Genomic DNA, 11,851 nt, shown 5'->3' with positions numbered 1-11,851 from the left:
TCATTTTTTTATGGTCACAATCAAGTATTGCATATAATTGTATCACAATCATGATAATGATTTAGGATTGCTATAGTAGTGTAAGGAACTTGATAAGCGATCGGGATCTTGCCGCCGATCGAACCCACATTGACAATTGTACCGCTGCCCCGATCCAAAAAATGCGGCAGCAGGGCGTGAATTGTGTGGATGTATCCCCACAAATTTGTATCGATAATCTGGTGCCAATCCTCCAACGAATATTGCTCTACTTGCCCCAAGCTGTAGATGCCCGCATTGTTAATTAGCACGTCAATACTGCCGCAGCAAGCCAGCGCTGCGCGCACCAGCGAATTTACTTGTTCGGCATCTCTAACATCAGCAGAAATAGCCCAAGCATTTCTCCCGATCGCTTTTACCTGTTGAGCCAAAGCTTCTAGGCGATCGCTCTGGCGCGCCGCCAGCACAACATCATAACCTTTGCTAGCAAACAAAAGAGTTGTTGCTTTGCCGATGCCTTGAGAAGCACCTGTAATTAGTACCGTGTCAGCCATATTTTTAATTACTTTGATTGGGAAGGTAGGACTTCGGGACTGTCATCAATTGACAGCAAAAATTGAATTAAATCATTTTGCTCTTGGGCAGTATAACCAGCTTTTTCATCGATCCAGTATTCGTGTCCGCTGCCGTCAACATTTGTAACTTGCAAATCCGAATTAGCGCGGTTAGCGACAATTGCTTTTTCCCGCAAGTTCCTGTCAACCAAAACACGCAAGCTAGCAGCAGGATCGGGTTTAATATTCTGCATTAACGTGCCTGCCATTCCGAGTTGGTCTGGCTCCGTACCTGCCGCCACGCCTCCATCGTGCAAATAAGGTGCGGTTAAATAAAGTCCGATTAAACTCGGTACTTTGTAACCTCCCGCCGGATTGTTCGCTGCATAAGCTAACTGCTGTAATGGTTGTGGCGTGATATTTGTAGGAACATCTAATACAGGTTTATTGGACGAAATCGGCACAATTTCGGTGTTGGCATAAGTTTGAGGCGAGGTAAAAATTAAGGGAAATTTTGCCAGTGCTTTTGCCCGAGAAGGTTGAGATTTTATTTCCTGTTCGCGGACAACATCGTGATTAGTAAAATATCGCCCGCTGTGGCAATCTATGCAACCAGCTCCTGCAAAAACATTCGCACCTCGCCGTAAAGATTCCACATCATTTGCCTGCTGATTGGGAGGCGGCGCAAGCGTGTTTTGCCAAGCAGACATTCCGTTGAGTTGCGCCGCAACTGGCAGTCCCGGCGTGCTTGCCATCAATCCGTCTAACATAAAAATAGAACCCTTCGGATAACCGGGCATTTTGGTAGTTCTATTTATCCCCGGTTCCCCTGGTGTCGGGTCTATTTTGTCGAAAAATTCTGAGGGTTTTGCACATTCTGGCAAGCGAAATGATGGATTAGCTGCATTTTGCAGAAGCGTGCCGAGATATGTTTCTTTATCAATGCCTATTAGTGGCAAACTGGAATCTGCACCCGTGGTAGCATCCGAGTTAGTAGCGTGGACGTTGTTGTTGAGGGTTGTCAATCCGTGAAACCAGCCGACAGAAGCAAATCCGCTCCAACCGTAAGGCCAGTTTTCAAAGGTATAAGATGAGGGAATTTGGGAGGGATTGTTAACCACATCGCCTGTTGAATCGAAGTTCCCCGGCGGCCATGCTAACAGTTGTGCGTCAACTGCATCTTCTAGTGCTTTTGCATCTGGCAAATAGGCTGTCTCTCCGTTAGCGTTAATGTATGTATGTTGTCCTGGTGAAATTTGTGTTGGGTTAACTCCTGTTTGGCGAAACATGGCGGCGGAATTTGTGCCGAATGCTAACAGCAAACCCGTGTTAACATCGTTGTTGGGCGCGCCTTCTAAAATGCGTCCGCTGCTATCTACAGTTGCGTGGCACAAAGCGCAAGTAATGCCAACTCTCAGCTTACCTTCTTTGATGCTGGTACGCATTCCTAAGGGAAGAATTGAGCCTTTTGAGATGTCTAATCCCGTGTTGAGTAATGTGCCGGCTTTGAAGAGTTTGCCGCCAACTTCTACATCTTCATCTAATGGTATTTGCAAATTAGTTGTCGGCTTGCCTCCAAGCCGCGCGATCGCCTTCCCCAAACTCACGGGATTAATCGGGCCGTCTAACGCGCCGGCGACATCGCTTTGAAAGTATTCGCCGCCAAATGTTTCTGTATAAAATGCCTGGCGACCGAGTTTTAATAAATCTTCGGTAATAGCAACAGCGCCATTTTCGGGAGACAATTCTTCTTGTCCTTCTGGTGTTTGACGCAAACTTTCGGCCTCTTCTTTAGTAATTACAAAGCCTAAGCGATCGTAGGAGCCTATTTCTTGTTGTGTCGGCTGCGTGGTGGGGGTGTAAGTGTTAGACAGTTTGGGGGTTCCTGTTAAGGTGATTTCTATTTTGTAGGCGGCAAAACTTATAACTGCAATTATCAATAGGAAGACGAGGCTGCGGCGCCATATCTTCTGCTCTAAAAAGTTTGCTGTCAGCATATTAATATTACTTTTAGCGCCCTTTAAGCGCGCTATACACTTTGCAAAGATTTTAAGAAACACAGCGTATAAATACCTCTTTCTGTGGGCAAGTTATGACCGATAGCTCCCTCTGCCTTCAGGAATAATAAAATGTTAATTTATGTGTCAAAAATAATACTAATTTTTAATAAAATGCGGCTATCCTCGATCGCCCCCATTCCTCCCACCGCCTTTGCTAACGCGCTTGTTGGGGGTTTCGCGGGGGCTGCGATCGAGTGGGGCGATCGGGTTTTAAGAGTAACCTTGCAGTTTCATCACTTGGCGGTAATGGGCCTCAATCTCGCTCACAGTTTGCGATTGACGCTTGCTAGTCCACTCACTGCGATCGAATAATTGCTGCCTCAAAGCATCAACATCGATCGTTTTCACCTTACCTTCGGCGACAATTTGCTTGCCGTTTACCCAAACGCTGTCTACCGCATTAGTCGGGCGCCCCAATATTAGCAAGCCGATCGGATCGGTGCGCGGCAGCAATGATAAACTGGTTAAATCATACAGCACAAAATCTGCTTTTTTGCCGACTGTCAACGAACCCATTTCATCGGCGAGATTCAAGCCTTTTGCTCCTCCCAGGGATGCCATTTCTACAGACTGGCGCGGTGTAATCCATTGGCGGTAATCCAAATCCGTGATATTGTGCAAAATCGAACCAATTTTAATCGCTTCCAGCAAATCTTGAGAGTCATTGCTAGCAGCGCCGTCGCAGCCAAAAGATACGTTGACTCCCGCTTGACGATATTTCAAAATCGGTGCAATCCCGCTTCCCAAGCGCAAGTTGCTGAGGGGATTGTGTACGACTGTCGCTCCTGTTTCCGCCATAATCGCAATGTCGGAATCGTCCAGCCAAACGCAGTGTGCTAAGGAAGTTCTGGGGCTCAAATAACCAATTTTTTGCAGGTGTTCGACAGCGCTACAGCCGTATTTTTCGTGAGCTAGTTGTTTTTGGGCGGGGGTTTCTAAGAGGTGGGCGTGCCGACAAAGATTGTAGCGATCGCTCAATTCGATGCAGCCTTCAAACAAAGCATCGGAACACAGTTGAATTCCCGTCGGTGCCAACAACATATTAACACCTTTTTCGGGATTGTGAAACTGTTTTATGGCTGTTTCCATTAATTCCAAAGTTGCCTTTGTCGCTCGAATGTAAGCCGCGTGTTCGATGCCGCTATCGCCAGAAGGCATTCCCGCTGTCAGGGATTGATCTTGAATTAACGGCCCGATAAAAGCGCGGATACCGATTTCTTGATAAGCGCGAACTGCGGCCGCGATTGTCTCTAATTCTTGCCCCGGAATTAAAACTAAATGATCGACTACGCTTGTACCGCCCGACAGCAATGTTTCTACCGCAGTTCCCAAGGCACTCAAGTAAACTTGTTCGGGATCGAGAGGTGTAAAATCGTACAATTCCGCAATCCACAACTCCAGCGGCAAAGGGGGAATAATGCCTCTTTGCCACATTTCGGAAGAGTGTGTGTGCGCGTTGACAAAACCGGGTAGCAGCAGCTTATTTTTGCCGTCAATAACTGTTCCCGCAGGTTCTAAATTGGGCGCGATCGCACTTATGCAATTATCGACCACTTGCACATCTGCGGTTTCATAACCGCTATCAACCGCAATTAAAGCATTTTGAATTGTAAAGCTCATAGATTTACCCTTTTTATAAATTTACATTGATTTTTATTGTATGATTCCAGGGCGCTAACATTTGCGATCGCCCAACGATAATAAAGTTAATAAATTCTAAAAGTTCTAAAAAAGTTACCACGGACACTTAATTATAGCAAAAATTTAAGATAAGACCAGTTAGTAACCATTAAATAGTTATAAGATTGAAATTGTTTTTGAGTCAAAATCCCTATGAATCCTGATTCTCTCCGCACCTTGGGCGTACCGCCGAATGCTTGGAAAGTTGATGCCAAAATTGCCGATATCACCCGATCGCCGATCGCACCTCAACCTGTTACCCTGGAAACAGAAACTAAAACCCTGCGTTTGGACTTAGCAAAAGCAGCAATGTTGGTGATAGATATGCAAAACGATTTCTGTCATCCCGACGGTTGGCTAGCACATATTGGCGTAGATGTAACGCCCGCCCGAACTCCAATTAATCCTTTAATAAATTTGCTGCCAAAATTGCGATCGCACGCAATGCCAATTATTTGGATAAACTGGGGAAACCGCCCCGATTTGCTCAATATTAGTGCAGCTTCCCGTCACGTTTACAATCCCACAGGCGACGGCGTAGGTTTGGGAGATCCGCTGCCAAAAAACCGCGCACCTGTACTGATGGCAGGGAGTTGGGCGGCGCAGGTTGTCGATGAATTGGAACCAAAACCCGAGGATATTTGTGTAGACAAATATCGGATGAGTGGCTTTTGGGATACTCCTTTAGATAGTATCTTGCGGAACCTCGGCAGAACTACACTTTTCTTCGGAGGAGTAAACGCCGATCAGTGCGTCATGGCTACACTGCAAGATGCTAATTTCCTCGGTTACGACTGTATTTTAGTCAAAGATTGTACAGCTACGACATCTCCAGAGTATTGCTGGCAAGCTACTCTTTATAACGTTAAACAATGTTTTGGTTTTTTGTCTGATTCTCAGGCTATGTTAGAAGCAATTAAATAGCAGTCATCAGGGGGAGTATCCCTCTGGAGTGTAAAAAGCGTTTTTTAGGAGTGCGAGATTCCCGCACAGCAAAGCCTATATATCTCGCTTCCTGCTCTGACAGCGAACTCTCCTGTAAAATCAATAAACTTTGGAGGTTGAGCGGCGGACTAATGACTCTGGATTCTCACTAATGACAGCAGAAACATAACCACTGACAACTAACAATAAAAAAATGACAAACCAGTGCGTGATTCCTGTTATAAAGTCTCCGAAAGACTACCAAGCATTTCGTATCAGTCCGGGCGATACTAATCGATTAGCGATCGTCTTCGATCCGGCAACAGCTAATGTCTCATTAACTGTTTGCGTGGAGATTTTCGATGCGGGCGGTAAAACTCCTCCCAACCGCCATCAATTCGCAGTAGAAATGTTTTTTGTACTCAAAGGAAGAGGGCAAGCAACCTGCGACGGCAAAACAGTTAGTATTCAACCGGGAGATAGTTTGTTAGTGCCTCCAACGGGCACTCACCTAATTGAGAATACCGAGAGTGAACGTTTGTACACTTTGTGCATTATGGTGCCGAATGAAAATTTTGTGGAACTGATTCGCAGCGGTACGCCAGTGGAACTTGACGAGGAAGATTTGAGAGTTCTCAGGCGATCGGATGTACTCGTATCGTGCTAGTTTTGTAGTAAGGACTTTAGTGTTTTAATCTTCTAGGCTCTGCCTGGGAAAGCAGATCCCCGACTGCTTAAACAAGTCGGGGATCTAACAAAATACTGTTTTACGTTAAAATTATTCAATTATGAGCGTTATATTTCACATTGCTAAAAGCCAACAGTGGCAAGAAGCAAAACACCTTCAATCCTATCGCGGCGATACCCTAGACTCTGAAGGATTCATCCACTGTTCGACACTCCCGCAAGTTACTAGAAGTGCCAACAAATTTTTTGTCGGACAAACAGGATTGCTTTTGCTGTGGATTGACTCTGGGAAAGTGCAAGCAGAAATTAAGTATGAATCTGCCGCCGGAGATCTTTATCCGCATATTTACGGACCACTGAACGTTGATGCTGTGTTGAAAGTTTTTGAGTTTGAAGCGGGTGCAGATGGCAAGTTTGAATTGCCGGAAGAATTAAGAGATGTTGTTTGATATTCAGATTTTTGACCATTGTCAATTAACTTTTGAGGGCGGGCTAGAAGCCCGCGCCACGGGAAAGTTGAATTTTTGAGGGCGGGCTAGAAGCCCACCCCACGGGAAAGTTGAATTTTGTGGAACGGGCATCTTGCCCGTTCTTATTTGTGCAATATATCAATTTAAACTTACTGATTAACTAACTCTGCCGCCAATTTTAGCGCATCTTCGCAAGTCGCAATTCTCCCCTCCACGCGCGCTAATTGAATCTCCATCAACAATTTACCTATGCGCGGACTTCTGGGCAAATTTAAATATTCCATTAAATCATTGCCGCTCACTAATTGTGTGGGATGAGCAATAATATCATCCCTATCGAGATAGCGATTAATTAAGATTGAAATATTCTCAACTGCAACTCCCGCCGCCACCGCCAAAACTGCTAAGGCTGGAAATACTATTCCCACATCCCGAAACAAAAAATACTGTTCTCGCAAAGACATTTCCGCAATTGGTTTTGCTTGCAATTGTGGCAAGTATTTCAAAAGCCCGATCGCACTTTTTATCTCCACATTGCTGTACTTCAACCGCAGCAACTGGGTTTCAGCAATTGTCGGGTCGGAATCTGCCAAAACAGCCAACTTCGCAACCGCCAACAACGGCGTTTTAATCGTATCTCGAATCGATCGCGAAAATTCTCTCCCCAAATCTGGATAAATTGCCGCTAAGTTGGCAGCAGACGCATCAATTTTTGTCAAAATATCAAAACGGTCGATCGCACTTTCAAACCAAATCGAAAACAAACCATCTTCGCAACCGCGACAAATCCAAGGAACACCCTCTGGATTGCTCAACAAATAACCTAATTCCGTCCGCACCCGTTCCACCGCTACCCGACTCAACAGCGGCGCTAATTCCCGAATCGCCGATTGAGTTTCAGCTTCGATCGCAAAACCCAACTGCGCCGCTTGGCGGTAAGCTCTTAATAACCTCAGCGGATCGTCCTCCAAATTTGACCGCGAAACCATCCGCAGCAAACCCAACCCCAAATCAGTTTGACCGTCCAAAGGATCGATGATTTCTCCTGTAAAAGGATTGCAGGCGATCGCATTTATCCGAAAATCCCGGCGCAGCAAATCCCCCTCCAGACTCCCCCCTTCCGCTTGCGCCAAATCCACCGTACCGCCCGCAAACACCACCCGCGCAATTTGGCGTTTCGCATCCAACAAGACAAATCCACCATTCGTGCGATCGGCAATTTTTCGAGCAGTCTTCACGGCCCGTGTTAGCATGACAAAATCCAAATCAAAATAGTGCGATCGCCTCCCCAGCAGCGCATCCCGCACCGCACCGCCCACCAGATAAGCAGGCGGTGTCAGCAGTTTCAAATCAAACGGCCAAGTATCAGGAGATAATGAAGGGGGCAAATTAATCGGCATCGCAACAAAAATCTACAAACTTACAAACAATTAAACTCTTGCTACGCTAGATTAACAGAAAGCTCAAATTTCACCAATCTTTTTGAAATGCACAGAGGATATCAAGAATGTGTATTTGTATTAACTGCCACTATGTAGACCGCTGCTTTACCTACCACGCCGTAGAAGAACAGCACGAACAGCTTCACCTCACCGAAACACCCGATTTCGACCCCGTAGAACCCACCATCAACGTCAACATCCGCCCCCGCCAAGACGAAATTGAAATGGAATGGGATGTAGTCGGGTGTCAGAGTTTCAAGCAAGAGACCGGCAAATGGGCAAAATTGCGGCCAGGCGAACTCGTCCCGACTTAAGGAAGAAGGAAGAGGGAAGAAGGAAGAAGGAAGAAGGAAGAGGGAAGAAGGAAGAAGGAAGAAGGAAGAAGAAGGAAGAAGGAAGAGGGAAGAAGGAAGAAGGAAGAAGGAAGAAGAAAAAAGAAAAAAAATAAAACGCTTTCCTTTTCTTGTTTCTTCTTTTTACCCAATTTTAAATTTCCCATTTCCAATATTCAATTCCCAATTTTCAATTTTCAATTCCCGATGCCCAATTCCCCATTCCCAATTACAAATTACCAATCTAAAATCTAAAATCTAAAATCTAAAATCCAATGTGCTATTGCTTAAACCCAACTTGTCAGAATCCGCAAAACCCAGGTGATGCAGAATTGTGCCAAAGTTGCGGCTCAAAATTGTTGTTAACTCTCGACTCAGAAACGCCCTCAGCATCTCGCTACCGAACCATAAAGCCGATCGGGCAAGGAGGCTTTGGCCGAACATTTCTAGCAGTAGATGAAACCAAACCCCTGATTTTTTCGCAGTGCGTAATCAAGCAATTTTTGCAGCAAAATACCGCAGCCGAAAAAGCCGCCCAACTATTTCACCAAGAAGCAGCCCAGCTAGAAATCTTGGGCAAACATCCCCAGATTCCAGAATTAATTGCGCATTTTGAACAAGACGGGAGACAGTATTTAGTACAAGAATTTATAGACGGCAAAAACCTAGCCAGAGAATTAGAACAAAAAGGAGCATTCACCGAAACTCAAATTCGGCAAATCCTCAACGATTTATTGCCCGTGCTCCACTTCGTCCACAAATCCAAAGTCATTCACCGCGATATCAAACCCGAAAATATCATTCGCCGCCGACTATCTCCAACCCCTTTACCCGCCTTAGAAAATTCCTATCAACCCTCTCCTTTCCAAAAAGATATTGTTTTAGTAGACTTTGGTGCAGCTAAGAAAGTAACAGCAACTGGCTTGCCGCAAACTGGTACAATCATCGGCAGTGCTGCTTATACAGCCCCAGAACAATTAATGGGGAAAGCAGTTTTTGCCAGCGATATCTACAGTTTGGGCGTTACTTGCATTCACTTGCTGACTGAAATTCCTCCCTTCGATTTGTTCGACAGTGCAGAGGATTCTTGGGCTTGGCGAAATTATTTGAAGACTGCTGTTAGCGACGATTTGGGCCGCATCCTCGACACCATGCTCCAAAGTGCCACCAATCGGCGCTACAGTTCAGCATCAGCAGTCATCCGACACTTGAATCCCAAACCGGTGTATTTAGATGCACAGCCGGTGCTAGACGCGCCGGAAACGCCCGCAGAACGGGTGGTTACACCTGCGCCCGGTGTGTCGCTTTTCACTCGCCAAGAGCAAGCCGAAATTCAGCAAGCTTTGCAAGAGGCGATCGCCCCCTACAATGTTACAATCCAAGTCAGTCAAGCCAAGCAACAGCTCAATATCGTCATCAACAGAACCGAAGACAACCCCGTTTACTATCCGCACTTATCTCAAATAATTGCCACCAGACTCACCGATTTGCAGTTAAATAAAGTCGCAGCCGTGAAGCTGTTGGGAAGAGTCAACAATTCTCGCCGCCCGGAGTGGAAGCAAATATTGCAAATCGATCCCAAGATTCAATTGAGAAACAAACTCGTGCGGCTGCAACACAATCAATTACTCAAGAAAATCGCCCCTGTTACTACCCAAGAATTTTGGCTGCCGAAGTTGAAAACTCAGGATTTTTGGATAGATGCGCTAATGTTTGCCTTAGTTTGGTTTATCTTTGGCTCTCAAATAGTCATTTTAAATTCGTGGTTTGCGCTAATAGTTTCGTCGGGTTTTATGGCGGTCAAGCATCAAGTTTCCCAACACAAAGAATTTGCCAATAAAAATTTATTTGCAAGTTTAGTAGTGCTGTTTTTGATGACTGGGGGCATGGGTAATTCCAGGATTTTAAATACGGGAATATTTGGCATTCTTTTGGGTTGCTTAGTTGTGGCTTTGCCGCTGTTTTTTGTTAAGGAAAATTATCATTAATCGTGAATAGCAATCCCCAAGACGGAACATCTGTTAAAAAATACGGCTTAGCCCTGCACACAGCTAGTCGCGAACTCGGTTTAGCCATCAGCAATTTTGCCGGGGATTCTCGCTGCCAAAATTGGAATTTGGATCGCGATTTAGCGACTCATTTGCATCAGTATTTAGTCGAGTTTATTCAGCCGCAAACTTGGGCGGATTTAGCTTTTATTGCAGTGGCGAAGGGGCCCGGAGGTTTCACGGGAACTCGGATGGGTATGGTGACGGCGCGGACTTTGGCTCAACAGTTGGATATTCCGGTTTTTGCGATTTCAACTTTGGCGGCTGTCGCTTGGGCGGAACCCCCCCAACCCCCCCTTGCTAAGGGGGGGCTTTTGAATACGGAACCTCCCCTTGCTAAGGGGGGGCTTTTGAATACGGAACCCCCCCAACCCCCCCTTGCTAAGGGGGGGCTTTTGAGTGCAGAACCTCCCCTTGCTAAGGGGGGGTTTTTGAGCGTGGCGCTGCAAATGCCTGCACAGCGGGGTCAATTGTTTGGGGCGGTTTATTCAGTTAACAAAGATTCTGGTTTAACTGAGTTGTTTCCTGATACCGTAATGACGGCGGAATCCTGGCAGGAAAAGTTGGAAAGTTTGGAAAGTTCCTATCAGTTAATTGAAGTTGGCAGCGAGTTGGGCTGGTCGGTTTCTAGTGTGTTGGAATTGGCTTATTTGGAGTGGAAACAAGGAATTCGCCCGGATTGGTCGGATGCTTTGCCTTTTTACGGGCAACATCCGGTTAAGGGACACTGAATATTGGGAATAGGGCATTGGGAATAGGGAATTGGGCATTATTTTTTTCAGTTAAATCAACTTGTAGAGTGCGTTTTTTTCCGACCATGCTCGATGTCCGATGCCCGATGCCCGTAAATGATTTATAAGCAATTAAGCAGACTTGATATCGTTGTTTATTTAAGGGCGATACAAACTTCCAGGCAAAAAGTTAATGTTAGCGGGTCTGGGTTTTCGGTTCGCAATCGATCGATCTCAGCTCGATCGCAGCCGCGAGATTCCATAAAATCGAGCATCCAGTTCGTTATGGTAGCGAGATCGATGTATTTTGCTCCGAGGCAAACAGGGCAAATTTCTGGGCTGAGGGTACCGGTGCCGCCGCATTCGGGGCAATCCCAGTGGGTGGTTACGGGATCGGGGGTAGTTAGGATGTTGTTCATGCTGGGAAAAAGTACGCGCGGCGTAGCGATCCTGCTGGGAATCGCACTACTCGTTAACTCTAGCAAAAATGCCGATCGCCCTGACTTCTTCCTGCCTTAACACTAAGCAGGCTAGTGACTAAAATTGAAAAAAATACTAAGGGGGTGGCTATGTTCGATCGCACTCAATGGGTTTTGGCCGGTATGTCGATCGCGCTTTCGCTTCAGTTAAGTCAGCCAGTTGCAGCAGCCGTGCCCGTTGGTAAAGTCGTACAAACAGCACAAACTAACAGTAGTCAGGCTGCCCAAAAAGTATTTGAAGAGGCAGAAAAACTCTACGAACAAGGAACAGCGGAAGCAAAAAAAGGCGTGATCGTCAAGCTGGAAGAAGCCTTAAAGCTATATCGGCAAGCAGGCGACAATAGAGGGCAAGCACTTAGCCTCCTTGGTCTTGGCAATGTCTACTCAGAATTGGGAGAAAAACAGAAAGCGCTAGAGTATTACAGCCAGTCGCTTCCCCTGAGTCGGGCAGTAGGTGATCGCGCA

General features: G+C 46.0%; 13 protein-coding genes. 8 read left to right on the top strand and 5 right to left on the bottom strand.

The window, feature by feature from the left end:
* Positions 1-20: 20 nt before the first annotated feature.
* From QUA20_RS23025 to QUA20_RS23015, 3 genes are all read right to left on the bottom strand, one after another.
* The gene (locus QUA20_RS23025; protein WP_333191428.1) at positions 21-533 is read right to left on the bottom strand and encodes an SDR family oxidoreductase; all 513 of its coding nucleotides are present in this window, start codon (positions 531-533) and stop codon (positions 21-23) included.
* An 8-nt stretch (positions 534-541) separates the two neighbouring features.
* Entirely contained in the window at positions 542-2,530 is a 1,989-nt protein-coding gene (locus QUA20_RS23020; protein WP_333191426.1) for a hypothetical protein, read from the bottom strand.
* A gap of 273 nt (positions 2,531-2,803) precedes the next feature.
* On the bottom strand, positions 2,804-4,213 hold the full coding sequence (locus QUA20_RS23015; protein ID WP_333191425.1) for an amidohydrolase: 1,410 nt from the start codon (positions 4,211-4,213) through the stop codon (positions 2,804-2,806).
* 213 nt (positions 4,214-4,426) lie between these two features.
* On the opposite strand from QUA20_RS23015, the gene QUA20_RS23010 reads away from it, so the two are divergent.
* From QUA20_RS23010 to QUA20_RS23000, 3 genes are all read left to right on the top strand, one after another.
* Entirely contained in the window at positions 4,427-5,197 is a 771-nt protein-coding gene (locus QUA20_RS23010) for a cysteine hydrolase family protein (protein WP_333191423.1), read from the top strand.
* Between the two features lie 214 nt (positions 5,198-5,411).
* Complete coding sequence (locus tag QUA20_RS23005) at positions 5,412-5,864, top strand: cupin domain-containing protein (protein ID WP_333191422.1); 453 nt, start codon at positions 5,412-5,414, stop codon at positions 5,862-5,864.
* A 121-nt stretch (positions 5,865-5,985) separates the two neighbouring features.
* On the top strand, positions 5,986-6,333 hold the full coding sequence (locus QUA20_RS23000; protein WP_333191420.1) for a DUF952 domain-containing protein: 348 nt from the start codon (positions 5,986-5,988) through the stop codon (positions 6,331-6,333).
* 170 nt (positions 6,334-6,503) lie between these two features.
* On the opposite strand, the gene QUA20_RS22995 is transcribed toward QUA20_RS23000, so the two are convergent.
* Complete coding sequence (locus QUA20_RS22995) at positions 6,504-7,754, bottom strand: CCA tRNA nucleotidyltransferase (protein WP_333191418.1); 1,251 nt, start codon at positions 7,752-7,754, stop codon at positions 6,504-6,506.
* 107 nt (positions 7,755-7,861) lie between these two features.
* Between QUA20_RS22995 and QUA20_RS22990 the strand changes: the two genes are divergently transcribed.
* The 4 genes from QUA20_RS22990 to tsaB all read left to right on the top strand — a co-directional run bounded on the left by QUA20_RS22990 (position 7,862) and on the right by tsaB (position 10,907).
* Positions 7,862-8,110 carry a Ycf34 family protein gene (locus tag QUA20_RS22990; RefSeq protein WP_006632635.1) on the top strand — a complete coding sequence of 83 codons (249 nt, stop codon included), beginning with the start codon at positions 7,862-7,864 and terminating at the stop codon, positions 8,108-8,110.
* Positions 8,071-8,244 carry a hypothetical protein gene (locus QUA20_RS22985; protein ID WP_333191417.1) on the top strand — a complete coding sequence of 58 codons (174 nt, stop codon included), beginning with the start codon at positions 8,071-8,073 and terminating at the stop codon, positions 8,242-8,244. Before QUA20_RS22990 ends, QUA20_RS22985 begins: the two co-directional genes overlap by 40 nt.
* 159 nt (positions 8,245-8,403) lie before the next feature.
* On the top strand, positions 8,404-10,116 hold the full coding sequence (locus tag QUA20_RS22980; RefSeq protein ID WP_333191415.1) for a serine/threonine-protein kinase: 1,713 nt from the start codon (positions 8,404-8,406) through the stop codon (positions 10,114-10,116).
* A gap of 2 nt (positions 10,117-10,118) precedes the next feature.
* Positions 10,119-10,907, top strand: a complete 789-nt coding sequence (gene tsaB, locus QUA20_RS22975) for a tRNA (adenosine(37)-N6)-threonylcarbamoyltransferase complex dimerization subunit type 1 TsaB (RefSeq protein WP_333191413.1) — start codon at positions 10,119-10,121, stop codon at positions 10,905-10,907.
* 155 nt (positions 10,908-11,062) lie between these two features.
* Here tsaB and QUA20_RS22970 read toward each other — a convergent pair whose 3' ends face one another.
* Complete coding sequence (locus QUA20_RS22970) at positions 11,063-11,326, bottom strand: hypothetical protein (RefSeq protein WP_172185550.1); 264 nt, start codon at positions 11,324-11,326, stop codon at positions 11,063-11,065.
* Between the two features lie 150 nt (positions 11,327-11,476).
* On the opposite strand from QUA20_RS22970, the gene QUA20_RS22965 reads away from it, so the two are divergent.
* Positions 11,477-11,851 (top strand): tetratricopeptide repeat protein (locus QUA20_RS22965; protein WP_445304701.1); only part of this gene is annotated, 375 nt, incomplete at its 3' end.

This window comes from Microcoleus sp. Pol7_A1 (assembly GCF_036701085.1).
GTDB lineage: Bacteria > Cyanobacteriota > Cyanobacteriia > Cyanobacteriales > Microcoleaceae > Microcoleus > Microcoleus asticus.
Note: the sequence above shows the minus strand (reverse complement) of the source record. Positions and strands in the feature narration are given on the sequence as shown.

Bases quoted from the DNA above. Each gene is read 5' to 3' on its own strand.
- QUA20_RS23010 (WP_333191423.1), top strand. From the start codon at position 4,427: ATGAATCCTGATTCTCTCCGCACCTTGGGCGTACCGCCGAATGCTTGG.
- QUA20_RS23000 (WP_333191420.1), top strand. From the start codon at position 5,986: ATGAGCGTTATATTTCACATTGCTAAAAGCCAACAGTGGCAAGAAGCA.
- QUA20_RS22990 (WP_006632635.1), top strand. From the start codon at position 7,862: ATGTGTATTTGTATTAACTGCCACTATGTAGACCGCTGCTTTACCTAC.
- QUA20_RS23025 (WP_333191428.1), bottom strand. From the start codon at position 533: ATGGCTGACACGGTACTAATTACAGGTGCTTCTCAAGGCATCGGCAAA.
- QUA20_RS22985 (WP_333191417.1), top strand. From the start codon at position 8,071: ATGGGCAAAATTGCGGCCAGGCGAACTCGTCCCGACTTAAGGAAGAAG.
- QUA20_RS22980 (WP_333191415.1), top strand. From the start codon at position 8,404: ATGTGCTATTGCTTAAACCCAACTTGTCAGAATCCGCAAAACCCAGGT.
- QUA20_RS23015 (WP_333191425.1), bottom strand. From the start codon at position 4,213: ATGAGCTTTACAATTCAAAATGCTTTAATTGCGGTTGATAGCGGTTAT.
- QUA20_RS23005 (WP_333191422.1), top strand. From the start codon at position 5,412: ATGACAAACCAGTGCGTGATTCCTGTTATAAAGTCTCCGAAAGACTAC.
- QUA20_RS23020 (WP_333191426.1), bottom strand. From the start codon at position 2,530: ATGCTGACAGCAAACTTTTTAGAGCAGAAGATATGGCGCCGCAGCCTC.
- QUA20_RS22995 (WP_333191418.1), bottom strand. From the start codon at position 7,754: ATGCCGATTAATTTGCCCCCTTCATTATCTCCTGATACTTGGCCGTTT.
- QUA20_RS22970 (WP_172185550.1), bottom strand. From the start codon at position 11,326: ATGAACAACATCCTAACTACCCCCGATCCCGTAACCACCCACTGGGAT.